The organism is Paenibacillus sp. FSL H8-0259 (genome assembly GCF_037963255.1).
In the GTDB taxonomy this organism is placed as follows: domain Bacteria; phylum Bacillota; class Bacilli; order Paenibacillales; family Paenibacillaceae; genus Paenibacillus_AQ; species Paenibacillus_AQ phytohabitans.
The window spans coordinates 6,290,896-6,316,997 of the sequence record NZ_CP150147.1 but is presented as its reverse complement, the minus strand read 5'-3'; the positions used below and the strand labels follow the sequence as shown (position 1 = coordinate 6,316,997).

The window sequence follows — 26,102 nt, the reverse complement described above, 5'->3', positions numbered from 1 at the left end:
TAGATTCTGATATTCATCAGGCAATCCGCTTCTGTGTGTGCAGCAGCAGGGCGGCCTGCATTCTAATTCTCCGCCACGGAAGGAGTCTGCTGATATGACGGTTAACTTTTTGATCGGACGCTCGGGCAGCGGCAAGACAACTACAATATGGGAGACGGTATCCTCACGGCTGAAGACAGAGCCGCTTGGAGCGCCGATAATTATACTTGTCCCTGAACAGGGATCATTCGGTGCGGAGCGCGGTCTGTTGGCTGCGGGCAACGTGAAGGGCAGCATCCGCGCCCAGACACTCAGCTTCTCGCGGCTGGCCTACCGGGTGAAGCAGGAGACCGGCGGCAGCGCGAGTCTGCCGATCAGCGAGGAAGGCAAGAAGATGCTGATCTATAAGATCGTCAACCGGCGCAAGGAGGAACTGAAGCTGTTCGGCGCCTCCTCGGACCGGCCAGGATTCGTGGAACGGCTCAGCGACCTGCACACGGAGCTCAAGCGCTGCTGCCTTGGAGCAGGTGACCTCGAAGAACAGCTCGGCAGAATGCGGGATGCCCTGGGAGGAAGTCCGATTCTGGCCGGCAAGCTGGAAGATCTGCACCTGGTCTTCAGTGAGCTGGAGCAGGAAATGTCACAGCTCTACATGGATCAGGAGGACAGGCTGGCTGAGCTGGCTGAGCATATTCAGGATTCCGGCTATATCCGGGGATCCGAGATATGGGTAGACGGGTTCCACGGGTTTACCAATCAGGAATTCATCGTACTGCGTGAGCTTATGCAATATGCTTCGGGGGTGACCATTGCCCTGACGCTGGACAGGATCTATCCCGCAGGCCAGGCACCGCATGAGCTGGAGCTGTTTCACCCGGCTGCGGTTACGTATATCAAGCTGCGCGGAATGGCCGAGGAGATGGGCCTTACAGTCTGGGATCAGCTTCTGGCGCCGCCAGCACTTCCAAGGTTCAAGGACAGTCCGGCTCTCGCCCATCTGGAGCGTGGATTCCAGCGCCGGCTGCGCTGGAACGGAGCAGCCGGGCAAGCGGAGGAGGCAGTCAGTATCCGGGCTGCGGCCTCCCGCCGGATCGAGGTCGAAGGCGTGCTGCGCGAGATGCTGAGCCTGGCCAGAGATTCAGAGGCCAAGTATGGTGAGATGGCTGTATTCATGCGGAATATGAGTGATTATGAGCCGCTGATTGCTCCGCTGTTCCAGGACTTCGGCGTTCCGTTCTTCCTGGACCAGAAGCTGAATGAGCTGCACCATCCGCTGGTGGAATTCATCCGTTCCGCTCTGGATGTAGTCCGCCGCCGCTGGCGCTATGAGGATGTGTTCCGCTGCGTGAAGACCGAGCTGCTGCTTCCGCTGGACGGAAGTATTACGCGCGCCAATATGGATGAACTGGAGAATTACGTGCTGGCCTGCGGTATTCACGGGTACCGGTGGACTGACGGCCGTTCCTGGAAAGGCATTCCCCGCCTCTCGCTGGAGGGCAGTGAGGCTGTAGATGAAGCCATGCTGGCCAGAATGGAAGCCTGCCGGAGCGCGATCACAGGACCGCTGCAGGCTTTTGAGCAGAGGGTCAAAGCCAGCCGCAGCGGCCTGGAGCTGTGCAGAGCAGTATATCTGCTGCTTGAGGACACAGAGGCGGCGCGCAAGCTGGAACGGATGGGGGCGGAGTCTCTGGAGCAGGGACGCCCGGAAGCTGCCCGTGAGCATAACCAGCTGTGGGGGGCTGTGCTGGATCTGCTCGATCAGATTGCCGAGATGATGGGCAAGGAAAGAATGGAATTTGAACTGTTCGCCGGCGTGCTGGAAACAGGGCTGGCTGAGCTCAAGATGGGGCTAGTCCCGCCTGCCCTTGATCAGGTGCTGGTCGGAACGATGGACCGTACGCGGGTGTCGGGAGTGAAGTATGCCTTCCTGCTGGGCTTCAATGAAGGTGTGGTTCCGGCACAGTTCAAGGAAGACGGGATTTTGTCCGAGGGAGAGCGTCTGCTGCTGGAGAATGCCGGTATGGAGCTGGCTCCCGGCTCATCCCGCAAGCTGCTGGATGAGCGCTTCCTGATCTACAATGCGCTTACAACTGCCAGCAGGAAGCTGTGGATTAGTTACGCATTGGCTGATGATGAAGGCAAAGTGCTGCTGCCCTCGGAGATTATCCGCCAGCTTCAGGGCATGTTCCCTGAAGGGATGGATGAGAAGTATCTGTCAGGATTCCCCCAGGGAGGGGAGGCAGCTGAAGACAGCATGTCTGCACAAACGGAAGCGGTCCACATGAATTTCATCGGCCATCCTGAGCAAACCCTCCGCATGCTGATGCTTCAGCTCCGGCAGTGGCGCCAGGGGGTAGAGATTCCCCGATTGTGGTGGGATGTCTATAACTGGTTTGCGGCCGATGGACATGCGGACAAACCGGTGAACACACAGGCAGCGGCTGCTGGGCAGGCAGAAGTCTCAATGAAGCTTCAGCTTGAACGGCTGCTGGGCTCGCTGTTCTACCGCAACGAAGGGATCAGGCTGAAGCGGGAGACCAGCCTGCGGCTGTACGGCGGCTCCACACTGCGCGGCAGCGTGTCGCGCATGGAGAAATTTGTGGCCTGCTCCTTCTCTCATTTCGCTTCTTACGGGCTAAGGCTGAAGGAACGCCAGCTCTATAAGCTCCAGGCCCCGGATATCGGGCAGCTGTTCCATGCGGCTCTAAGCCAAATGGCGCAGCGGCTGCAGAAGGAGGGCCGCAGCTGGGGCAGCATGACGGCCGAAGAATGCCGCCGTGAGGCGGGTGAGACGGTAGACCGTCTGTCCCCGCTGCTGCAGGGCGAAATTCTGATGAGCAGCAAACGTTACAGCTATATCTCACGCAAGCTGAAGAATATTGTCGGCCGCGCTTCAGTGATCCTCGGCGAGCATTCGCGCAGAGGGAGCTTCGAGCCGGTCGGGCTGGAGCTGGATTTCGGTCCCGGGAAGGATCTGCCTCCGCTGAGAATTACACTGCCGAACGGCTGCGTATTGGAGGTGGTCGGCCGGATTGACCGTGTGGATATGGCTGAAGGCGAGCAGGGTATTCTGCTGCGGGTCATTGACTACAAATCAAGCCAGAAGGATCTCAAGCTGCACGAGGTCTACTATGGATTGTCGCTGCAAATGCTGACCTATCTTGATGTGCTGCTCACCTATTCCGAGCAATGGCTTGGCCAGGCTGCACTCCCGGCAGGCGCGCTCTATTTCCATGTTCATGATCCGCTGCTAACCTCAGCCAACGGAATGAACCGGGAGCAGGCGGAGCAGGAGCTGATGAAGCGCTTCAAAATGAAGGGTCTGCTGACGGCTGACCGTGAAGTGGTCTCACTGATGGATACCACACTCGACAAAGGCTATTCCTCTATTGTTCCGGTAGCGCTGAAGAGCGACGGCAGCTTCTACAGCAGCGCGTCTGTAGCTACCCCGGAGCAATGGGGTCAGCTGCTGTCTTCAGTGCGGAGCACGATTTCGGATATCGGTACGCGTATTACGGAAGGCGATGTGGCTATTCAGCCTTACCGCATCCAGCAGGAGACTGCCTGTACCTTCTGCTCCTTCCGCCCGGTCTGCCAGTTCGACGAGGCTGTGGAGGGCAATGGCTACAATAATCTGAGTAAGCCTGGCAAAGACGTAATCTGGGATCTGCTGTCCCGCAAAGGAGGAGAAAAATTGTGAGCATACATCCTGTAACGGAAGCGAAGCCGGAAGGGAGTCTGTGGAGTGACGACCAGTGGCGCGCCATTGCCGAGAGCGGCAGCGATATTCTCGTCGCGGCAGCAGCGGGTTCCGGTAAAACTGCGGTACTCGTAGAGCGCATTATCCGCAAAATCAGCAATGAGGAAGCAGGCTTCAGCGTGGACCGGCTGCTGGTAGCGACATTCACCAAGGCTGCAGCCTCCGAGATGCGGCAGCGGATCCGGGAGGCGCTGGAGCGCAAGCTGGAAGAGGACACAAGCGGTGAGAACGAATATCTGCGCCGCCAGCTTGCTCTGCTGGGCAGAGCCTCTATTACTACGCTGCATTCCTTCTGTCTTGAAGTGATCCGCCGGTATTATCAGCTGATTCCGATTGATCCGGGCTTCCGTATACTCAATGAGCATGAAGCGGAAATGATGCGCCAGGAGCTGCTGGAAGAGCTGATGGAGGAGAAATACGGTGAGGTCACTGAAGACGGGGAAGATAGCGTATTTGTCCGGCTTGTGGACTGGTTCAGCGGTGAGCGCAGTGATGACGCCGTGCATTCGCTGATTCAGCGGCTGCATGATTTCGCGCGCAGTCATCCCTGGCCGGCACAGTGGCTGCGGGATACGGCTGCTGATTTCTCACTGCCGGATGCGGAGTCCTTGAGCCATACCCCTTGGGTACAGAGCATTCTCGCTGAAGCCAGGCTGACGCTGGATGGTGCCATCAGCCAGCTGCTGCAGGCCCGCGAGATCGCGCTTCAACCCGGCGGACCTGCTCCTTATGCGGATAACCTGGCGGCCGATCTGGATATGGCGCAGGGATTACGGGATGCGGTAGAATCGCAGCCATGGGCTGAACTCTATGATATTTTCATGGAAATCTCTTTCGGCAAGCTGAAGCCCTGCAAGAAGGATGCAACCGATCCCGGCCTGCAGGAGAGTGTTAAGGCAATCCGGGATCAAGTGAAGAAGAGCCTGCTGGAGCTGCAAAAATCCTTATTCGGGCGCCCGGCGGAGTCTTTCCTGGGTGAACTCCATGAAGCGGCACCGCTGATGCACGAGCTGGCGGAGACGGTTATCGGGTTCGGTGAACGTTACCGGATGGAGAAGGCGGGCCGGGGGCTGGTGGATTTCAGTGATCTGGAGCATTACTGCCTGCAGATTCTGCGCCATCCGGACTCGGTTCCGGGGCATTCCCTGCCTTCTGATGCCGCGATGGAATACCGCAGCCAGTTCGATGAGGTGCTGCTGGATGAATATCAGGATACCAACAGCGTACAGGAGGAGATCGTCCGGCTGATCTCCCGTGAGTTCCCCGGCAACCGCTTTATGGTCGGGGATATGAAGCAGAGTATCTACCGCTTCCGCCTGGCTGAGCCGGGGTTGTTCCTGGACAAATACCGCAGGTTCAGCGCTGGGCCGTCTGCTGGCGGTAACGGCAGCGGCCTGCTTGCCGGTGAAGCGGATCCCCGGACTGAAGCCAGTCCCGGGCAGAACGATAATGGCGGCGGTTCGGTCATCGATCTGGCCCGCAATTTCCGCAGCCGGCTGGAGGTTGTGAATGCCGTAAATATGGTTTTCCGGCAGATCATGGACAGCAATGTCGCGGAGATAAGCTATGACGAGCGTGCAGAGCTGGTCTATGGAGCCAACTTCCCGGGAGCGGCGGAGAAAGGGCCGGATACTTATTTTGCGCCGGAGCTGCTGCTGATTGATAAGGGGACCTCTGCATCCGGTCAGCCGGAGGAAACCGGGGAGGACGATGAGCTGCCCCAGCAGGAGAATGAGGCAGTAGAGAGTGAGACTGCACAGCTGGAAGCACGGGCCATTGCCCGGCGCATCTCGCAGATGACAGGAATGACCGGCGGGGAACCGCTGCTGATCTATGATAAGTCACTGCGGATCATGCGTCCGGTAGTATACGGTGATATCGTCATCCTGCTGCGTTCCGCCCGTGTGTGGACGCCGCTGATGATTGAAGAGCTGCGGAATGAAGGCATTCCGGCATACGGCGACCAGAACAAGGGGTACTTCCAGGCTACCGAGGTGGAGATCGCCCTCTCGCTGCTGCAGATTGTCGATAATCCCCGCCAGGATATTCCGCTGGCCGGTGTACTGCGCTCGCCGGTGGTGAATCTGCGCGAGGAAGAACTGGCCAAGGTGCGCCTATGCAGCACCGGAACGTTCTATGACGCGCTGGTTGCGGCATCCGAAGCTGGGAATATACCGGGGGACAATCCTCCGGCGATGGGTTCAGCGGGTGCTGCCCTGCGGGTGGAGCAAGGGGGCGATGCAGGCGGTGATTTAACGGCAGAGACTGCTGCCGCGTATGATCTTTTTACAACATCAGAGCAAGAGACTCTGCTTGAAGACAAGGCTGCCGAGACAGAAGCCTCTGCGGCGCTGACGGCTATTCATCCGCAGCTGCGGATGAAGCTGAAGACCTTCCGGGACATGCTGGAGGACTGGAGAAACGCCGCCCGGCAGGGAAGCTTAAGCGAACTAATCTGGCGTATTTACCGGGAAAGCGGATATCTGGAATGGGTTGGCGGACTTCCCGGAGGCTTTCAGCGCCAGAACAACTTGAAGGCATTGTATGACCGGGCCGTTCAGTTCGAGAATGAGACCTCAGCCAGAGGCTTGTTCCGTTTCCTCGTCTTTATCTCACGGCTGAGAGAGAACGGCGGCGATCTGGGCGTTGCCGGGGGCAGCAGCGAGGAGGCTGGAGGTGTCCGGATTATGACGATCCATAAGTCCAAGGGTCTGGAGTTCCCGGTTGTATTCCTGGCAGGCATGGCCAAAATATTCAACCGCCAGGATCTGCATTCCCCGTTCCTGATGCATAAGGAACTCGGCTTCGGTCCCCGCTTCGTGGAGAGGGAGACACGGGTCAGCTACCCGACGCTGCCTTACCTGGCCATCAACCGCCGTTCACGGCTGGAGCTGCTGGCTGAGGAGATGCGCGTGCTCTATGTCGGACTGACCCGTCCGCGCGACAAAATGATCCTGGTAGGCACGGTCCGCGATTTGCCGCGCACAGTATCCGGCTGGACTGCTATGCAGGGCCGGGAGGAGCTGCTCCTGGCAGACCATCTGCTGGCCCGGGGCCGCAGCTATCTGGACTGGGTGGGACCGGCGCTGATCCGCCATCCCGCAGCCGCTATTCTGCGCAAGCTTGCGGGTAGTGAAGGCACGGTATCTACGGTGCTTCACGGCGATGAGTCCAACTGGAGCATATCGGTGCTCGGCGCTGCGGAGCTTGGCTCCGGATCTTTTCTGGCAGCAGACGGTGACAGTGACAAGAACGAAGAACGCCGTATAGCGCTTGAGGCGCTCCGTCAGGGCAGGACTGTGCCTTCGCTGGGAACTGCCTCAGCAGGGCAGATTGCGGACAGGCTACAGTGGATCTATCCGTATGCGGCTGCTTCCGGCATTCCCGCCAAAACATCGGTGACCGAGCTGAAGGCACTGCTGTCCATGCAGGACCAGCCCTCCCTTGATTTGCTGGAAGAAACCTATATTCCCGGGGGAAAGAAGACAAGAAGCGGCGGTGCCGGATATGGGGACAGCCTGCATCTGCAGCGCCCGAAATTTATGGAAAAGCGGGGACTTACCCCTGCTGAGCGCGGAACCGCGTATCATACCGTTATGCAGCATACTCCGCTGGATGAGCCGGTGCACCGGTCTGTTCTCGAGGCTACACTTGCGCGACTTGAACGGCTAGCCATACTCAGCAAGGAGCAGGCAGACGCAGTTGAACTGGGCGAAGTAGAGGATTTCTGTACTAGTGAACTGGGCCGCAGACTCTTTAAGTCTTCCTGGAAGACCAGAGAGCAGCCTTTCAGCTATAGCGTTCCTGCAGACGAGGCTTACCGGGGGCTGGCATACCTGGACGAAGCGGCAGCGGGACTTCCGGCTGACGGCGCCAGCGGAGCCTTCGATGAGACCGTTCTGATTCAAGGGGTAATCGACTGTCTGTTCCGGGAAGAAGGGCGCCTGATTCTGCTCGATTACAAAACAGATTTCGTCCCGGTGCAAGAGGGCGGGCTCGAATCGCTGACTGAGAAGTACCGCTTCCAGCTGGAGCTGTACAGAAAGGCGCTGCTTGATATTCTGGGCGAGCCGGTCAGCGAGGTCTGGTTGTACTTTTTCGATGGCGGACATGCTGTGAGGCTGTGAGAATAGGGGATTAAGGGGCTAAGAGGCTAAGTGCTAAGAGTGCTAAGAGTGCTAAGAGGCTAAGAGTGCTAAGAGGCTAAGAGTGCTAAGAGTGCTAACTGTGCTAACAGTCTAAGAGACTTAGGATGCTATTAGACAAGAGGCTAAGGATTCTCATAGACTTAGAGATTTAAGAGAATGAGAGATTTAACATATATAGGTTGAACATGAAAGTATATAGACAGGGGAATGTGGCGCGGAACCATTTTGGAATATAGGAGCGTCAGCGTCTGCCATTGTCTGCGGATTTCCACCGTGAACAGCGGAATATTTCAAGAAATCTGCAGACGGGCAGCGGCCGGAGGGCGAAGTGTTCTCTGGAGTCACGATATAGGTTGAGCTGATAGACTGACGAAGAGTTACTATATAGACAGCGCTTAGACTGTAAACAAACAAGTAACCGGCCACCGCTATTCTGTCACTCGGAATCTTTTGATCTTTATATCTGATTTGTTAGTGGCAGAAAAGAAATGAAAGCCTTACGTTTACGCTGCACAGGAGCAAATGTTGTACGTTATACAACTTGAAATCTTATATCCATAGCTATTCGAAAGATTGTTGTACGAAATACAAGAATTCTCCTTCTAATCCGCTTTGAGAAGCAGAAATGCTGCCTTTTATACAACAATTCTGGATTAGGATCGATATTATGAGGAAAATGTTGTATTTTGTGCAGGATTTCAACAAAATACGCGGATGGTCAACACATATGGAAGATTATCAAAATTTTGCTCTGGCTACAGCAGCAGGAAATCCAAACATCTATATATAAATCTATGATTGCCGCAGACAGGCGGGGAAAAGAGGGCGGATATGCGCATATTGCACACGGGAGACTGGCATCTGGGGCGGACGCTGGAGGGCAGAAGCCGTCAGAAGGAGCAGGAGCAGTTCGTGGATGAACTGGTGGGGATTGCAGATTCCTCCGGGGCGGATCTGATTCTGATGGCGGGAGATGTCTATGATTCGGTCAATCCTCCGGCTGCGGCGGAGCAGCTGTTCTACGAGGCTGCAGCCAGACTGACGGCAGGCGGCAGGCCGCTGGTTGTCATTTCGGGCAATCATGATCAGCCGGAGCGTGTAGCTTCCGTGTCTCCGCTTGTCCGCAGACAGGGGATTACACTTGTAGGGATGCCGACCTCAGAGCCGGTGACGGTGCATGCTGCAAGGACCGGTGAGATTGCCAAAATCGCTGCGCTCCCTTACCCCTCTGAAGCCCGGCTTGGCGAGCTGCTCGCCGGTGACGGCGGAGAGGCTGAGCTGCGGCTGGCTTACAGCGCACGAGTCGGCAGGCTGATGAATCTGCTCGGCCGGGAGTTCTCACCGCAGACCGTCAATCTGGCGATGAGCCATATTTATGTACTGGGCGGGGTGGAGAGCGACTCTGAACGCCCGATCCAGGTTGGCGGTGCCTATACCGTAGATCCTTCGGCGCTCTCCTGCGGTGCACAGTATACGGCACTCGGGCATCTGCACCGGGCCCAGCGGGTCAAGGGCGACGGCATGATCCGCTACAGCGGATCGCCGCTCGCCTACAGCTTCTCAGAGGCGGGGCAGGCAAAATCTGTAGCTCTGATAGACGTTGCGCCCGGCGGGGAGCCGGTCTTCGAAGAAATCTATCTGAGCTGCGGCCGTCCGCTGGTTAATTGGAAGTCAACCGGCGGATTGCAGGAGGTCTACAGCTGGCTGGATGAAGGCAGGGATGCGGGGGCCTTCATCGATCTGGAGCTACGTCTGACGGAAGCGATGTCGATGAACGATATCCAGCGGCTGCGCAAGTCTCGGGAAGGCATTGTACATATCCGTCCGGTTTATCCGCAGATGGAGCTGGAGCTGGAAGAGATGGCACGTTCACGCATGCCTGTGCAGGAATTGTTCCGCAAGTTCTACCAGCGCCAGACGGGCGGTGCGGAACCGGATGACAGCCTGATTGAGCTGTTCCTGGAGCTGGCTGAAGAAGAAAGGCAGGAATCTGCGGATGGGGAGGAGATGCTTAAGTGAAGCCGATACTACTGAAACTATCCGGACTGCAAAGCTATAGAGAGCAGCAGGAAATAGATTTTACCAGTCTTACCGAGACCGGGCTGTTCGGGATCTTTGGTCCGACGGGCAGCGGCAAATCCAGTCTTCTGGATGCGATCACGCTGGCAATGTACGGGAAAGTGGAGCGCGCAGTGAACGGGACTCAAGGCATTATGAACCATTCTGAGGACCAGCTCAGTGTAGCCTTCACCTTCGAGCTGACCTCTTCTTCCGGAGCGCGCCGTTACCGGGTGGAACGCAAATTTAAACGGACCGGTGAGCAATCGGTCAGTAATACGATCAGCCGGTTCATCGAGGTCAAGGATGACGGCGATGTTGTGATGGCCGATAAGCTTGCGGATGTTACCCGCTGTGTGGAAGAGCATATCGGGCTGAAGATGGATGACTTCACCCGGGCGGTGGTGCTGCCGCAGGGCAAATTCGCCGAGTTCCTGTCCCTGCGCGGTGTAGACCGCAGGCAGATGCTTCAGCGGCTGTTTCATCTGGAGCAATACGGGGACGGGCTGGCCCTTAAGCTTAGCCGCCGCGTCAAAGAGAACGAGGCGGCACTGCGCGCGCTGGAGGCCGAGCAGCAGGGACTGGGCAGCGCGGGCAAGGCAGACGTGGAAGCGGCAGCTGTCCGGGTGCAGGAGGCAGTCCGGCATGCGGAGGAATGCCGCAAGCGGCTCACGGAAGCCGCGGCGCGCGCAGAGCGCTTCGCCCGCATCCGCGAGCTGCAGGAGGAGCAAGCCCGCCGGGGGCAGCAGCGGCAGGCTCTACAAGCCCAGGAGGAGCAGATTCTCCTCCTGGAGCAGAAGCTCGGCAAGGCTGACGATGCCGAGAAAAGGCTGCCCGCGCTGAAGGCCTGGCGCAGCGCGGAAGAGGCCTGGAAGAGCCGCCATGCCCGCGCGGAGGGCCTGGAGGCTCTGGCCTCCGCCGCCGGTCAGGAGGCGGCGGTAAAGGCGGAGGCGGAAGCAGCGGCACAGGCCGCGCTTACCGCCGGGGAGCCGGCCCTCCGGCAGGAGGAGGGCCTGTTCCGCCGCGCGCTCGAGCTGGAAGCCGAGCTCGGCGGGCTGCGCCGGGAGCGCGCGGCGCTGCTGGCGCGCCAGGACGAAGCCGCCCGGGGCCTGGCCGCCGGGCGGGAGAGCCTGGCCCGGGAGCGTGAGCTTTTGGCCCGTGGCCAAAAGAAACAGCACGAGCTGCAGCAGAGCCTGCAGCCGCTCGCGGTCCGCTCCCAGGAGCGGCAGTCTCTGCAGGAAGCCATGCAGAGACTGCAAGGGCTGCGTTCTGCCGAGCTCCAGCGGGAGTCGGCAGCCCGCGAGCACCGCGAGCGCGCAGCGGTGCTCGCTGCGGCGCAGGCGCGGCTGGCCGCTGCTTCTTCGCGGCGGCAGGCGCTTGGTGCAGGGCGCGGGGAGCTGCTTGCCGCCGCTGCCCTGCACCAGGAAGAGCTGCTTGCGGCCGAAGGTGCAGCGGGAGCCGCTGCCGGCCGCCTGGAGCAGCACACCAGCGCGCTTGAAGCTGCGCTGAAGGAGCAGGAGGTTCACAGGCTCTCGCTGGCGCTCGCCCGTGAACTCCAGGAGGGTGTGCCCTGCCCGGTGTGCGGCAGCCAGCACCATCCCTCCCCTGCGCTTAATCAGGAGCAGGGGGGACATGAAGAGCTGGACCAACGGCTCCGCCATGTCCGCGTTCTGGCCCGGCAGGCGCTGGAGACGCGCCATTTGTTCCGCAGCCTGCTGGAGCAGGACGGATCATGGCTTGCCCAGCTGGGCGGAGCAGCGTCCGAAGAGGCGATGGAGCAGTCTGCTGCCACTGCTGCCGGCGGCTCTCTTGCAGCTCTCGAGTCCTCAGCCGCCTGCGACTCTCTTGCAGCTCTCGAGTCCTCAGCCGCCGGCGACTCTCTTGCAGCTCTCGAGTCCTCAGCCGCCCGCGGCTCTCTTGCAGCTCTCGAGTCCTCAGCAGCCGGCGACTCTCACGCAGCTCTCGAGTCCTCAGCCGCCCGCGGCTCTCTTGCAGCTCTTGAGTCCTCTGCAGCTCTCGACTCCCTCGGAGCCCCTGCGTCCGCTGCATCTCTTGCAGCCGCAGACATCCCGGATGAAGCAGCATTATCCGGTTTGAATGCCCGGCTGTCCTCGCTGAAGGCACGGTCCGGAGAATTGCGGCGTGCAGCCGCAGACTGGCAGCGTTCCATGCAGGAGCTGGAGCAGTTGTATCACAAGGAAACGGCCGGTGCCGAAGCCGAGCAGTCCTGGGTGCAGGGACTGGCTGCCAAGGCGGAGGAACTTGCTGCCTCGGCGAGTAAGCTTAGGGAAGAATGGAACGGGCTCTTTCCGGAGCTTGCGCCAGAGGAGGCGGAGAAAGCCTATCAGGAGCTGCTCGCCAAGGATGAGCGGGCCGAGGAGATCCGCAGCAGGCTGGAGATCAGCGTCAAGTTCCTGGACGAGAAGAGTCTAGCTGTACAGACGCTGCAGGAGCAGCTGGCCGGACTCGACAAGGAACTCGCGCAGTGGGACGCCCAGCTTGAAGGCAAAGAAGCGCTCGCGCGTGACAAAGAGCAGCTGCTCCGGGAATGGACCGGCGGACGTCCGCCAGCGGCGCTGCTGGCGGAATGCGAGCGCAGGCTGCTGGAGCTTCAGACTGCGCTTGAACGCAGCCGGCGGGAGCACCGCCAGGCGGCGGACAACGCCCAGCAGCAGACCCGGGAAGCAGCGGTTGCCCGTCAGGCGGCAGAGTCTGCCCATGAGCATTATACGGCAGCCGACTCCCAGTGGAAGGAGGCGCTGCAGTCTTCGGCGTTTACTTCAGCCGCTGAGGTTGAAGCTGCGTCCCTGGAGACCTCTGAGCGGGCACAGGCGGCTGAGCGGGTGCGGGCTCACCGCGAGGAGGAAGCCGAGTGTGCATTGCAGCTGCGGAGCATAGAGGAGAAGCTGGATGGTGCTGTGCTCAGCGGTGAGGAGTGGCAGGAGAGCCAGGAGACACTGCAGAAGTGCAGGGAAGAGGATGAGAGTTCACTTCAGGCCCGCGCACGTGCGGAGCGTGATCTGGAGGATCTGCAGCAGCGGCACATCCGCTGGATGGAACTTGAAGGCCAGCGGGCAGGACATGCTGCTATGCAGGAGCGCTTGTCCAAGCTGCAGACGGTGCTGCGCGGCAACGCCTTTGTGGAATATATAGCGGAAGAACAGCTGATGCAGGTATGTCAGGCTGCCTCACAGCGCCTGCGTTTCCTGAGCAAGCAGCGTTATGCGCTGGAAGTGGACTCCGGCGGAGGTTTTGTCATCCGTGATGACGGGAACGGCGGTATGAAGCGGCCGGTCTCCACGCTTTCCGGCGGAGAGACTTTCCTGACCTCCCTTGCGCTGGCATTAGCCCTGTCAGCCCAGATTCAGCTGCGCGGACAATACCCGCTGCAATTCTTTTTCCTGGATGAGGGCTTCGGTACATTGGACCCGGATCTGCTCGATACCGTGATAACCTCACTGGAAAGATTGCACAATGACCAGCTGTCCGTAGGCATCATCAGCCATGTTCCCGAGCTTCGTGCCCGTCTGCCGCGCAAGCTGATTGTAGTTCCTGCAGAACAGGGCGGCGGGGGTTCAACCATTCTTTTGGAAAAAATGTGAAAGACGGGGTTGAATGTGACAACGATCACAGATACACCTTCAACCCCCTGTTATAATACAGCTAAGCCGACATCATTTGAAACACCTCGGCGGACGTATGACAGGGAATTTGTTCCTTCTCATACGTCCGCCGCCGAAGCAGCTCATATGAGCTGTGAAGGGTGTTTCTTTTTTTTGTTTTTTTTGTATGGAAATTTCTATGCCTTAAATCCTCGCTCCACCGCACCAAAATTATGCTGCCTGTTATAATACAGCTTTGTCCTCTTTGTCCTTATTTCATTTTCTTCTCCCTGAGGCAGCCTTTATGCTTGGACTCCACCTTTCGTTATGTTTCAATTTCCTGTATGATTAGAGCCATAAACTATATTTGTCGCGAAGCGGATCAGGCCGGAATAACCAACAGATTCAGGCTAATGCGCCCCGCCGGCCAAAAGCTGAGCTAATGATTACAGGGCAAGCCCCTGTGAGCGGTGGATTTTTATGAAGTGGAAACGGCCGTGAATACGCCTGTTTTTACAATATAAGGACTGCCGGTGCTACAGATTTTACCGCGGAAAGTGCCGGATGCAAGCTTCTGCATCACAAATTTTGGGGAGGAAGCGTTGTATGGAAACTGTGTTCAGCAAAATTATCGAAGGTTCGATCCCGGCGAGCAAAGTATTCGAAAATGAGCGGATTCTGGCGTTCTACGATATTGAGCCTGCAGCCCCTGTGCATGTGCTGATCATCCCGAAGAAGTTCATCGCTTCGATGAATGATGTCACGCCTGAGGATCTGCCGCTGATCGGCGAGATCCATGCTGTGGCGCAGCAAATTGCGGTAGAACTGGGAATCGCTGATTCCGGATACCGGCTGATTAACAACTGCGGACCGGACAGCGGACAAGCGGTGCCTCATCTGCATTATCATCTGCTGGGCGGAGCCAAACTCGGCGCCCTCGTCGGGAATTCTGCTTCCCACGCATAATCAGGAATTCAATAAAACAGACCGGCTAAAAAATAATAACACGAAGGTTGACACCTTATTTAGGTTTGACCTATAATGAAATTTGATGAACCGTGTTGTTATGCTCTTGGACGGTCTGGTCGGAGGGAGGGAAAACTGGTGTCTGAAACGAAAGTTCGCAAAAACGAGACAATTGATGCTGCACTTCGTCGCTTTAAACGTTCCATTGCTAAAGATGGTGTCTTGGCTGAGGTGAAGAAACGCAAGCATTATGAGAAGCCAAGCGTAAAGCGCAAGAAGAAGTCTGAGGCTGCTCGTAAGAGAAAGTTTTAGGAGGATTACCCACGCATGAATCTTAGCGAACGATTAAACGAAGATATGAAGCAAGCGATGAAGAGTAAGGACAAGTTCAGACTCTCCACCATTCGAATGGTTCGTTCTACAATAAAGTATCTTGAAATAGATTTGAAGAGAACATTAGACGACAACGAAGTGCTTGATATCCTTAGTCGTGAAATCAAACAGCGCAAAGATGCCCTCCAAGAATTTGAAGCAGCGGGTCGCGAAGAGCTTGCCGCGAGTACTAAGGCAGAAATCGAGATTATCATTCAATATCTTCCTGAACAGCTTTCCGAAGAAGAAATTAAAGTAATTGTACAGCAGACCATCCAGGAAACCGGTGCTTCTTCGAAAAGTGAAATGGGTAAGGTGATGAGCGCACTGATGCCTAAGGTCAAAGGTCGCGCCGATGGTAAACTCGTGAACCAGGCGGTTCAGCAATTTCTGCAATAATATAACGCTAGCACCCCTTTAATTAGGGGTGTTTTTCGTTATGTGGAGTGTTGCGGACTCCAAGTACCATAGCTTCGAATGCGGCAGTTTATCATAATGAAAATTTATTACCTCTATTAACATAAACCTCTCTAAACCTTTCTATTAACCTCTAGCTTCCCGTATTCCCTCCTCAAACAGTTTTGCAATCCATCAGTGAAGATGATCTTAATAGATACACTTTATCCACTGTTGAAACGCCTGTGCAGAAACTGGCGTACTAAGGATTATATGCTGCGTTTTATTATATGATAAGGATGCAGGTGGTTTTAAATCGTGCAGAGGGGAGGCAGCAAGCTTGAAAAAGTTACGCATAGGGGTCTTGTCCTGTATAGCCGCGATGATGATTCTGCTGATTCTGCCGTTAGCGGGCAGGGTCCATGCAGATAATGAAGCGGTTCGCGCGCCGGCTGCGGCTGCGGGTACAGTTGTGGGCGGTCCTGTGTTTATCATTCCGGTGGATCAGGAGATTGAGCGCGGATTGCAGAGCTTTCTGGAACGCGGATTTCAGGAGGCTGCCAATTACGGCGCGGTTCTGATTGTGCTGGAGATTGACACACCGGGCGGCCGGGTGGATTCAGCTGAACAAATCGGAAATATGGTCAGGGACAGCAAAATTCCTACCGCGGCCTACATCAAAGGCGACGCCGCTTCCGCCGGCAGTTACATAGCGCTTAATGCTGGCGCCATTATCATGAAGCCGGGCAGTATGATCGGTGCCGCTTCACTGGTAGACAGGAATGGCAATAGCGTGGAAGACGCAAAAATGGTATCCTACTGGAAATCCAAGATGGTAGGAGCCGCATCGCTGAACGGGCGTGATCCGGAAGTGGCTGCAGGGATGATGGATATCAACCTGGTGGTGAACAAGCCCGAACTTGGCGTGGCCAAGGGGCAGGGGGAAATCATCGCTCTGAGCAGTGAGGAAGCGCTCCAGGCAGGTTATGCCGACCGTATTGCGGGTACAGCCAATGAGGCCATTACTTGGCTGGGTTATTCTACAGATGACATTTTTCGCGTAGAGCATACCGGTGCGGAGAAAATGTCGCATTTTCTGACGAATCCGGTTATTATGACGATTCTGCTCTTTGTCGGCATCGCCGGGGTGTTCATTGAACTGCTGGTACCCGGCTTTGGGGTGCCCGGAATTATCGGGACGCTGGCATTTGCTCTCTATTTCTTCGGGAACTATGTGGCTGGCTTCGCCGGGGCGGAGACGTTGCTGCTGTTCATTCTGGGACTCGTAATGCTGGTGCTTGAGCTGTTTGTGCCAAGCTTTGGTATTCTGGGGCTGCTGGGCTCTGTCAGCCTTGTGGCTGGTGTTGTAAGAGCTGCTTACAGCTTTACGCATGCGATGTTCAGTCTGGGCATTGCTTTTTCGGCAGCGGCAGTGGTGATTGTGATTGTGGCTGTGGTCTTCAAGGAGCGGGGGATCTGGAACCGGTTCATTCTCCAGGATAGCCTCACCAAAGAGCAGGGGTTTGTGCCTGTGACGGAGAAGCTGAGTTTGATCGGAGCTTCAGGAATCAGCGTAACTCCGCTGCGCCCGGCCGGAACTGCCGCTATTGGCGGCGAGCGGATTGATGTGGTGACAGAGGGCGGATTCATCGGCGCGCAAACCGCTATTTCGGTGGTAAAGGTCGAAGGCGGCCGGGTGGTTGTGAAGGAATCCGTGAAATAGCTGTACCTCTGTTATGAGCAGGCAGCAGCGTGTAATACTGTATGGAAATAAGGTTAATCCCAAAAAATAACGGAGGTTGTAAAGCGTATGATGGAAGCATCTATGATTACTTTTTTGTTGATCGCGGTTGTCGTGATCATTGTACTAAGCGTCTTCTTCAGCTTCTTCCCGGTCATGCTGTGGGTTTCGGCCTGGGCATCGGGCGTTCGAATCAGCATTATTACGCTGGTAGCGATGCGTCTGCGCCGGGTAACGCCAAGCCGGATTGTCAATCCGCTGATTAAGGCTACCAAGGCAGGGCTGGGCCTGAATATCAACCAGCTGGAGAGCCACTACCTTGCCGGAGGGAATGTAGACCGGGTAGTGAATGCGCTGATAGCGGCACAGAGAGCGGATATTCCGCTGGAATTCACCCGTGCTGCAGCCATCGATCTGGCCGGACGCGATGTGCTGCTGGCGGTTCAGATGAGCGTTAACCCGCGGGTCATTGAAACTCCGATTGTTGCGGCTGTGGCCAAGAACGGGATTGAGGTCAAGGTTAAAGCGCGGGTAACCGTCCGGGCCAATATCGACCGTCTCGTCGGCGGCGCCGGTGAAGAAACGATTATTGCCCGTGTCGGTGAGGGGATCGTAACCACAGTAGGTTCGAGTGATTCGCACAAGGATGTGCTGGAGAATCCCGATTCCATCTCGCGGACGGTGTTGTCCAAGGGTCTGGACTCTGGTACCGCTTTTGAGATTCTGTCTATAGATATTGCGGATATTGATGTTGGGAAGAATATTGGCGCGTACCTCCAAACCGAGCAGGCGGAGGCGGATAAGCGCATCGCCCAGGCCAAAGCGGAGGAACGCAGAGCCATGGCTGTCGCCCACGAGCAGGAGATGAAGGCCCGGGTGGTGGAGATGAAGGCGCTGGTGGTTGAAGCCGAATCCCAGGTACCGCTTGCGATGGCCGAAGCGCTGCGCTCCGGCAAGCTTGGTGTAATGGACTACATGAACCTCAAAAATATTGAGGCCGACACGCAGATGCGCGGCTCCCTCGGTAAATTAAACGACGGGGACGACAGCAGTCGTCCGCCCCACAAATAAAGGGATGTGATTTCCCATGAGCAGCATACTCTACATCGTGGTCATTGCGGTGATCGCGGTCATCAGCAACTGGAACAAAAATAAAGGCAAGTCCGCCCCGCGCGGCGGCATGCCTACCTTTGGCGGCGGGGGCGAAGGCGGTCCGCTGCGCCGCCCCCGTGCTCCCGCCCGGACAGCGGATAGCGGGCGCCCTGAACGTCCGGGCAGCGGATTTCCGGAGCCCGGGGGGCGCCGGGGGAATTCGGGCCGGCCTGATCCCGCGCCGGAAGAGCGGGAATACGATGCTTCGCCGGCGTGGCCGGAGCGGGCAGAGCAGCCTTCGCCTGACTATGAGACAGGCGAAGGGATGTCCATGGAGCAGACCGGCGATATGGACGGTGTGCAGGCGCGGACAGAACGCATGCAGCGGGAGCTGGAGCGGCTGCAGGCGGCTTTTGACGGCATGGCGGCTGCAGTGCCTTCCACAGGCACAATGACTGCCGGAGAGGGCGCCAGTCCGTCTCAGGCGGGTACAGGGCAACATCCGCTGGTGCAGGACCGTGAGGCGCTGCGCAGCGGCCTGATGTGGGCGGAGATTCTGGGACCGCCCCGTTCCCGGCAGCCGCATGCCTCTGTCCGCAAGGAAGGCTGAACCCCCGGCAGAAGAGCGGCTGCTTTGCACTGCGGTTACCTCTTTGCTTTGCCTGAAAGCTCGAATTTGCTCCTTAAGAGGAGCAGATCCGGGCTTTTTGCCGTGTTATCCCGTGGACTTATCCTGCAGAATCCGCTGCATATACCACTGCCTGACTGATGGAGCCGCAGGAGCCTCCCGGTACAAATGATGTGAGTTCTTCTCATAAACAAACGCCCTCCCGCATAAGGTGTACAGAAGGCAGGAAGGGGGAGCGTCTATATATGACCCGTATTGGCCGCAGGCTGCGGGGATGGACAAACGGGGTACTGGATCTTCCGCAGGATGTGCTGCAGGAGATGCCCCGGATCACCCTGATCGGCAATAAGGAATTGTATATTGAGAACCACCGCGGTGTGCTGCATTTCTCATCGGAACAGCTCAGGCTGGCGTTGGCCAAGGGATATCTGGAGATTTCCGGTGAAGGGCTGGTCATCCGCAATATTCTGGGCCAGGAGCTTGCCGTTGAAGGTATTATCGGTGAAATCAGGTATAAGGAAAGTGGGGAGAATCCATGAAAGAGCCGCCTCTGTCATCGCTGCGGGGGTTCGTTACACTGCATGTGACGGGACCGCAGGTGGAGACCTTTATCAACGCTGTAACCGGAGCAGGCATCGTCATCTGGGATGTGAGGCCTGCCGGGGACGGCGCTTCGCTGAACCTGCTGCTGGATGATTTTTTCAGACTCCGTCCGCTCCTTAAGAAGACAGGCTGCCGGATGCATGTTACGGCCCGTAACGGAATTCCATTCCGGGCGGCCCGCTTGTGGAAGCGGAAGTTTTTTGCCGCAGGACTGCTGATCTTCGGTGTGGGGCTGCTGCTGCTGTCCTCTATGGTGTGGAGCATTAAGGTTGAAGGGAATACCCGCATTCCTACCGAGGACATTCTCGAAGCCGCACGCAAGGAGGGGGTGTACCCTTTTCAGTGGATTTGGCGGATGGAAGAGTCGGACAAGCTCTCCAGGGAGCTGACCACCCTTGTTCCGGGGCTGACGTGGGCAGGGTTTCACCGGACGGGGACGAGCATTACGATCCAGGTTGTCGAAGCCGACCGCCCGGAGACTAAGCCGCTACTCAGCCAGCGCCATCTGATCAGCAGGACGGATGCGGTTGTCACTGAAATCTATGCAGAGCAGGGCAGACCTGTGGTGAGCCGCAACTCCCGCGTCAAAAAAGGGGACATCCTCATCTCCGGAGCGCTGGGGGACGAGGAGAATACAGAGTTTGTAGTAGCCAAAGGCGATGTTAAAGGCCTGGTATGGCATGAATATAATCTTGAGGTGCCCCTCAAAAGAACGGGCAGTTCCTATACAGGAGAACGCAAAGACCGCACGTATCTCGTTCTCGGCAAATGGGCGGTGCAGCTGTGGGGGTACGGGGATTCCGGCTTTGAGAAGTCACGCACGCTTACGGAGCCCGATATGCTGTCCTGGCGGTCCTTTAAGCTGCCGCTGGGCATGATGACCGAGAAGGAGCTGGAGATTAAATATACCGCTGAAATGCTGACTCCGGAGGCCGCGCGGGAGGAAGGCCTGACGCGGGCCAAGAGTGATATTTTCGCGCGTTACGGTGCTGACAGCGTCATCAAAAGTCAAAAAATTTTGCATGAGAAGAAAGAGAATGGTAAAGTTTATATGAAAGTGCTGTTTGAGGTGGAAGAGAGAATCGCGGAAGAACTTCCGATAGTAAACAATTGAGGAGAATGAGGCTACTTGTCAGAACAGACTGCAAGCATTCGTATATCTTTGCAAAATGCGGGAGAAGCTCAATCCCTGTTCGGCCCGCAGGACGGATTCCTGAAAATTATCGAGAAAGAAATTCCGGCGGTTATCGACTCGCGCGAAGCTGAAGTTACCATACGCGGCGCTGAGCGTGAAGTGGACATGCTGGGCCAGCTGTTCAACGTGCTGCTGTCCCTGGTGCGGGGCGGTTACATACTAAGTGAACGCGATGTGCAGTACGCCGTAGAACTGGCGAAGGATTTCCGTGCCGATCAGCTGCTTGACCTGTTCAAAGGTGAAATTACAACAACTTTCCGCGGTAAACCCATCCGCGTCAAAACGATTGGCCAGAAACATTATGTGACAACCATCAAAAAGCGTGATATCGTCTTTGGCATCGGGCCGGCGGGGACAGGCAAGACTTATCTTGCCGTTGTGCTTGCGGTAACGGCGCTCAAGGAAGGGTCCGTCAAGCGCATCGTGCTGACGCGTCCGGCAGTGGAGGCAGGCGAGAACCTGGGCTTCCTTCCCGGTGATTTGCAGGAGAAGGTAGATCCGTATCTGCGGCCGCTCTACGACGCCCTATACGACGTTATGGGTCCTGATCAGGTGGCCAAGGCGCTGGAGCGCGGGCTGATCGAGATTGCGCCGCTTGCCTATATGCGCGGGCGTACGCTGGAGGACGCTTTTATTATCCTCGACGAGGCCCAGAATACGACACCAGAACAAATGAAAATGTTCCTCACCCGGCTGGGCTTCGGCTCCAAGATGGTCATTACGGGCGATGTTACCCAGATTGATCTGCCGCGCGGCAAGAAGTCAGGGCTGATAGAAGCCAAAGCGATATTATCCGGTATTGAGGAGCTCGGCTTTGTCTATTTTGCAGAACAGGACGTAGTCCGGCATTCCCTGGTGCAGAAAATTATCGTTGCCTATGACCGCTCTGCCGAAAACCTCCAATAAAAAAGGGGATTGTCTTCATGGCTTCAAAGCAACCATCGAAATTAAGCGGATTTGTATATAGCACTAACGGGTGGAAGTATAGCGCGGTCTCGCGCTATGCTCTTTTCCTGTTATTGGGGCTTGTTTTCTACTTCAGCCTGTCCTCTGATCTGCTGCCCAAAAAGTACGATATCAAAGAGGGTACACGCAGTGCCAAGGAAATCACGGCGCCCAAGCAAATCCCGGACACCAATGCCAAGCTGAAAGCCCAGGAAGAGGCGGCCGAGAATGTAACTAACCGGTATGCAATTATACCCATGCGGGCTGAGAATCTAGTAACCCTGCTGCTCGACCGGATTGACCGGCTGAATCAGGATGATACGATTTCACAAAGCGATAAGACGACGATCTACCGTGAGGAAATTCCGCGGCGGGCCAACGATTTTATTCTTAATTTTGTTGCTGCCAGCAGTAAAGCCGGAACGTATTCGGAGCATCTGCTCGCTGAAATGCAGTCGGTCATCAAGGACCAGGCCTATGTGATTCCTGAAGAAACGTATATTAAAATTCCGCGGCTAACCTCCCAGGATATCATTGAGATGAAGCCTGTTGCCCGGGATATTGTCACCAAACTGATGAATGACCAGATTACTGACGCCCAGACCGCGCGAGCTAAGGTGGCCGAGCAGGTCAGTGTCAGTTCGCTGAGCCAGCGGACCGCCCGTGAGGTTGTGCAGGAGCTGGTGCGGCTGGTCATTACAAGCAACAAGTTCTACGATGAGGATGCGACCAAGGAAGCGAAGGTGCAGGCCCGCCAGAATACACCTGATGTATTCATCGAGCAGGGGGATGTGCTGGTCGCCAAGAACCAGGAGATTACTCCGGAACTGTATGCCCTGCTGGACGAGAACGGCCTCTTGAGCAAAGAAGTTAATTATTGGCCGCAATTCGGACTGCTGCTGCTCTCCGTGCTGCTGTCTTTTGGCCTGATGACATTCATCCGCTACAACGGCGGTACATCCGGTTTCAAGTATAATAACTCCCAGCTGCTCATGCTGGTGCTGGTGTTTATAATTACAATTATTATGATGAAGCTGGCGGCATTCCTGCAGACGGATGTCCGGACGTATATAGGCTTCCTGGCTCCTGTAGCGATAGGCGCGATGCTGATCTCCATGCTGCTGGATATGACCTTGGCCTATTTCTGTTCCATTCTGTTCAGCGTTCTTGCCAGTATTATTCTGAATGTGCAGCAGAACACCGTATTTGATTTCACTTTCGGCTTCTTTGCACTTATTGTGAGCTATGTGGCTATTTTCTCCACCCATCGGGCAGGACAGCGCTCTACACTCCTGAAGGGCGGAATCATGGTCTCCCTGTTCGGCTGCCTGACGGTAGCTATACTGACCATGCTGGGCGGTGGTGTGTGGAATGAGACGCAGACGCTGTATTCCATCGGGTTCGCGTTTGCCAGCGGCCTGCTGACTGCCGTGCTGGTAATCGGCCTGATGCCATTCTTCGAAGCCACGTTCGGCATCCTGTCGGCGCTGAAGCTCGTGGAATTGTCTAACCCGAATCATCCTCTGCTGCGTAAGCTGCTTACGGAGACACCGGGAACGTACCATCACAGTGTTATGGTCGGGAACTTATCCGAGGCCGCTGCTGAAGCGATCGGTGCAGACGGCCTGCTGTGCCGGGTGGGTTCGTATTATCATGATATCGGCAAGACGAAACGGCCGTTCTATTTCATTGAGAACCAGAACAATATGGAGAACCCGCATGATTCGATTGAGCCCAAGCTGAGCAAATCCATCATTGTGGCCCACGCCCGTGACGGGGTGGAGATGCAGAAGGAGTACAAGCTGCCGAAGCCGATCCGCGATATCGCGGAGCAGCATCACGGCACGACATTCCTGCATTATTTTTATCATAAAGCACTGAAGATTGCGGAGGAGAAGGGTGTGGAGCCCGACTTCACGGAGGAGGACTTCCGTTATCCGGGACCGAAGGCACAGTCGAAGGAATCTGCAGTGGTCGGTATCGCCGACAGTGTGGAGGCCGCGGTCCGCTCCCTCCGCAAGCCTACTGTCGTGCAGGTAGAAACGATGATCGAGAAGATTATCAAAAGCCGGCTGGATGACCATCAGTTTGATGAATGCGACCTGACCATCAAAGAGCTGGACATTATTGCACGGACACTTAAAGAGACTGTAATGGGCATTTTCCATTCCCGGATTGAGTACCCCGAGGATGTGCGCAAGCCCAAAAAAGAGGAAGGGGCCATCAAAAATGAGCCTGAGCGTCGTTTGGAGCAATGAACAGGAAGATCATGAGATTAACGGCGAGCTGATCGCCCTGCTGGAGATCATTCTGCAGAAAGCGGGCAGCGCTGAAGGAATCGATGAGGGTGAAGTGGATCTTACCTTCGTTAATAACGAACGCATCCATGAGCTGAATCTGGAGTACCGGGGAATCGACCGTCCAACGGACGTGCTGTCCTTCGCGATGAATGAGACCGGAGAAGATGAGCCGGAAATTATATATGCTGTGCCCAATGGTGAGGGCGAGGTGCTGGAGGAAGTACCTAACGTGCTCGGAGATATCATTATCTCCGTAACGCGTGCGCAAGAGCAGGCGCTGGAATATGGACATTCGCTGGAGCGCGAGCTGGGCTTCCTGTTCGTCCACGGTTTCCTGCATTTGCTGGGATATGACCATCAGGATCCGGAATCTGAGGCCGAGATGATGTCTAAGCAGGAGAATGTTCTGGCTCAGGTCGGGTTGACACGCTAATGGTCAAGAACACGGCGGTCGGCCACAAAAAATTCTGGCATTCTTTTCGCTTTGCGGCTCATGGCATTGCTGCGGCTTTCCGGTCGGAGCTGAATATGAAGGTGCACAGCGGCCTCGCTGTTATTGTACTGGCTGCCGCCGCAGTATTCAGGCTCCCCCTGTCAAGCTGGATGCTGCTGCTTCTGGCGATTACGCTGGTGCTGACCGCCGAGCTGCTGAATACGGCGATTGAAGCGACGATTGACCTGGTGTCGCCGGAGATTCATCCCTTGGCCAAGAAGGCCAAAGATACCGCCGCAGGAGCTGTACTGCTTACGGCGGTGTTTGCTGTTATTACGGGAATCTATGTTTTTTATCATCCCGTGATGGACTGGATCACAAGTCTTATGTCATAATCAGTTTACAACTTCAGCTTAGGGAGAGGCGGATCCGCTTTGTGCGCTCCGTCATCTTTACTTAGAACCACAATACCAGGCCACGTTTAAGCGGCCGGTAGTGTACGAAGAATAATGGATGCGGTGCATGCTTATAAAGCGGGTTTTAGACGAAGAATAACCGAAGTGGTGGATGCTCACAAAACTAAGGTTATGCTTACGAAGTGAGTTTTGTACGAAGACTAATCGAAGTAGGATATGCTCACAAAACTAGGTCCATGCTTACGAAGTGAGTTTTGTAAGATGACTAATCAGAGAAGTATATGCTCACAAAACTTTTAGGAGGACAACTATGGATTCTGCTCTACTTCTTCAGGAAGCGATCAAGGCAAGAGCCAATGCATATATACCTTATTCCCGTTTCGGGGTCGGCGCTGCACTGCTGGACCAGGACGGGAATGTTCACCACGGCTGTAATATTGAGAATGCTGCCTACGGACCGACCAACTGCGGGGAACGGACCGCTATGTTTCGTGCGATTGCGGACGGGCATAAGCCTGGTACCTTCCGGGCTATCGCTGTAGTCGCGGATACGGACGGACCTGTCTCGCCTTGCGGCGTCTGCCGTCAGGTAATGGTTGAGCTGTGCGGCCCTGATATGCCGGTCATTCTCGGCAACCTGAAGGGCGACATCGTGGAGACTACAGTGCGCGACCTGCTGCCCGGCGCGTTCGGTCCTGCGGACCTGGAGCAGGGTCAGGCTCCGGAGTAGCAGCAAGACAGGTGAAGTATTTAGTTGGGTTTAATTATGCCTGTGATCATAGTTTAATTGTATTTTGTACAATTAAAATCCCGCTAAATCCGCTAAACTTCGATATAACTGCAAAAAGTACAACTATATTTGCTAGTTTGTCCAATAACAGCCTCTCATTGAGGAAATAGTTGTACGAAATACATTTAAACCTGTAGAGTCTCTGATTCTAAACAGAATAAGTGTACAAAATACAACTAAGTTTGTTTTAGAGGGTTCAAGTATGGTTTAGGTGTTCAAGTAACCAGTCTTTTCCGCGCCGCAGTATAGCGTGTCAGTCACTTATTGCGCCGCAGTAAAGCGTGTTCCCGCAGGGAACGTAAGCGCTCATGCTCCACCCCCGCTTTCCCCGTGCCGGATGCTGAGTCCAAACCATTTCCGGATGTCCAGAGGGCCGGGGCCCTTGGGGTCCCCCTTGGCTAAGGGGGACTTAGGGGGATCGAAAAGATTTGGAAGTATTGTTTTTGACCAAGCTTTGGGTTATTCAAGTAACCAGTCTTTTCCGCGCCGCAGTATAGCGTGTCAGTCACTTATTGCGCCGCAGTAAAGCGTGTTCCCGCAGGGAACGTAAGCGCTCATGCTCCAACCCCGCTTTCCCCGTGCCGGATGCTGAGTCCACGCCATTTCCGGGTGTCCAGAGGGCCGGGGCCCTTGGGGTCCCCCTTGGCGAAGGGGGACTTAGGGGGATCGAAAGGTTTT

General features: G+C 56.1%; 17 protein-coding genes. All 17 read left to right on the top strand.

The features are described 5' to 3' along the window. Window positions 1-94 precede the first annotated feature (94 nt). A complete protein-coding gene (addB, locus tag NSU01_RS27165) occupies window positions 95-3,679 on the top strand; it encodes a helicase-exonuclease AddAB subunit AddB (RefSeq protein WP_076245029.1) in 3,585 nt (1,194 codons plus the stop codon). Further along, entirely contained in the window at window positions 3,676-7,866 is a 4,191-nt protein-coding gene (locus tag NSU01_RS27160; protein WP_076245027.1) for a UvrD-helicase domain-containing protein, read from the top strand. The genes addB and NSU01_RS27160 overlap by 4 nt, the downstream gene beginning before the upstream one ends. A gap of 852 nt (window positions 7,867-8,718) precedes the next feature. Continuing rightward, complete coding sequence (locus NSU01_RS27155; protein ID WP_076245025.1) at window positions 8,719-9,906, top strand: exonuclease SbcCD subunit D; 1,188 nt, start codon at window positions 8,719-8,721, stop codon at window positions 9,904-9,906. Further along, the gene (locus tag NSU01_RS27150; protein ID WP_076245023.1) at window positions 9,903-13,547 is read left to right on the top strand and encodes an SMC family ATPase; all 3,645 of its coding nucleotides are present in this window, start codon (window positions 9,903-9,905) and stop codon (window positions 13,545-13,547) included. Before NSU01_RS27155 ends, NSU01_RS27150 begins: the two co-directional genes overlap by 4 nt. Before the next feature lie 606 nt (window positions 13,548-14,153). After that, window positions 14,154-14,513: a histidine triad nucleotide-binding protein gene (locus NSU01_RS27145; protein ID WP_042139435.1), complete on the top strand. Its 360-nt coding sequence runs from the start codon at window positions 14,154-14,156 to the stop codon at window positions 14,511-14,513. 138 nt (window positions 14,514-14,651) lie between these two features. Further along, entirely contained in the window at window positions 14,652-14,825 is a 174-nt protein-coding gene (gene rpsU / locus NSU01_RS27140) for a 30S ribosomal protein S21 (protein WP_005547957.1), read from the top strand. 15 nt (window positions 14,826-14,840) lie between these two features. Next, a complete protein-coding gene (locus tag NSU01_RS27135) occupies window positions 14,841-15,284 on the top strand; it encodes a GatB/YqeY domain-containing protein (protein WP_039310385.1) in 444 nt (147 codons plus the stop codon). Window positions 15,285-15,663: 379 nt separating this feature from the next. After that, window positions 15,664-17,004: an NfeD family protein gene (locus NSU01_RS27130; protein WP_063779841.1), complete on the top strand. Its 1,341-nt coding sequence runs from the start codon at window positions 15,664-15,666 to the stop codon at window positions 17,002-17,004. An 87-nt stretch (window positions 17,005-17,091) separates the two neighbouring features. Next, window positions 17,092-18,093 (top strand): flotillin-like protein FloA, encoded by a 1,002-nt coding sequence (floA, locus tag NSU01_RS27125; RefSeq protein ID WP_039310446.1) that lies wholly within the window; start codon window positions 17,092-17,094, stop codon window positions 18,091-18,093. Between the two features lie 16 nt (window positions 18,094-18,109). Beyond that, window positions 18,110-18,724: a hypothetical protein gene (locus tag NSU01_RS27120; protein ID WP_076245020.1), complete on the top strand. Its 615-nt coding sequence runs from the start codon at window positions 18,110-18,112 to the stop codon at window positions 18,722-18,724. Between the two features lie 263 nt (window positions 18,725-18,987). Next, window positions 18,988-19,281 (top strand): sporulation protein YqfC, encoded by a 294-nt coding sequence (gene yqfC, locus NSU01_RS27115; protein WP_039304110.1) that lies wholly within the window; start codon window positions 18,988-18,990, stop codon window positions 19,279-19,281. Beyond that, window positions 19,278-20,459 (top strand): sporulation protein YqfD, encoded by a 1,182-nt coding sequence (gene yqfD, locus NSU01_RS27110; protein WP_076245018.1) that lies wholly within the window; start codon window positions 19,278-19,280, stop codon window positions 20,457-20,459. Before yqfC ends, yqfD begins: the two co-directional genes overlap by 4 nt. A 15-nt stretch (window positions 20,460-20,474) precedes the next feature. Then, entirely contained in the window at window positions 20,475-21,446 is a 972-nt protein-coding gene (locus tag NSU01_RS27105) for a PhoH family protein (RefSeq protein WP_039304117.1), read from the top strand. A 17-nt stretch (window positions 21,447-21,463) separates the two neighbouring features. Next, a complete protein-coding gene (locus NSU01_RS27100) occupies window positions 21,464-23,743 on the top strand; it encodes an HDIG domain-containing metalloprotein (RefSeq protein ID WP_076245016.1) in 2,280 nt (759 codons plus the stop codon). Continuing rightward, a complete protein-coding gene (gene ybeY, locus NSU01_RS27095) occupies window positions 23,715-24,218 on the top strand; it encodes an rRNA maturation RNase YbeY (RefSeq protein WP_076245014.1) in 504 nt (167 codons plus the stop codon). Before NSU01_RS27100 ends, ybeY begins: the two co-directional genes overlap by 29 nt. After that, a complete protein-coding gene (locus tag NSU01_RS27090; RefSeq protein ID WP_042139429.1) occupies window positions 24,218-24,613 on the top strand; it encodes a diacylglycerol kinase family protein in 396 nt (131 codons plus the stop codon). Before ybeY ends, NSU01_RS27090 begins: the two co-directional genes overlap by 1 nt. A 331-nt stretch (window positions 24,614-24,944) precedes the next feature. Then, on the top strand, window positions 24,945-25,364 hold the full coding sequence (locus NSU01_RS27085) for a cytidine deaminase (protein ID WP_039304130.1): 420 nt from the start codon (window positions 24,945-24,947) through the stop codon (window positions 25,362-25,364). Window positions 25,365-26,102 lie beyond the last annotated feature (738 nt).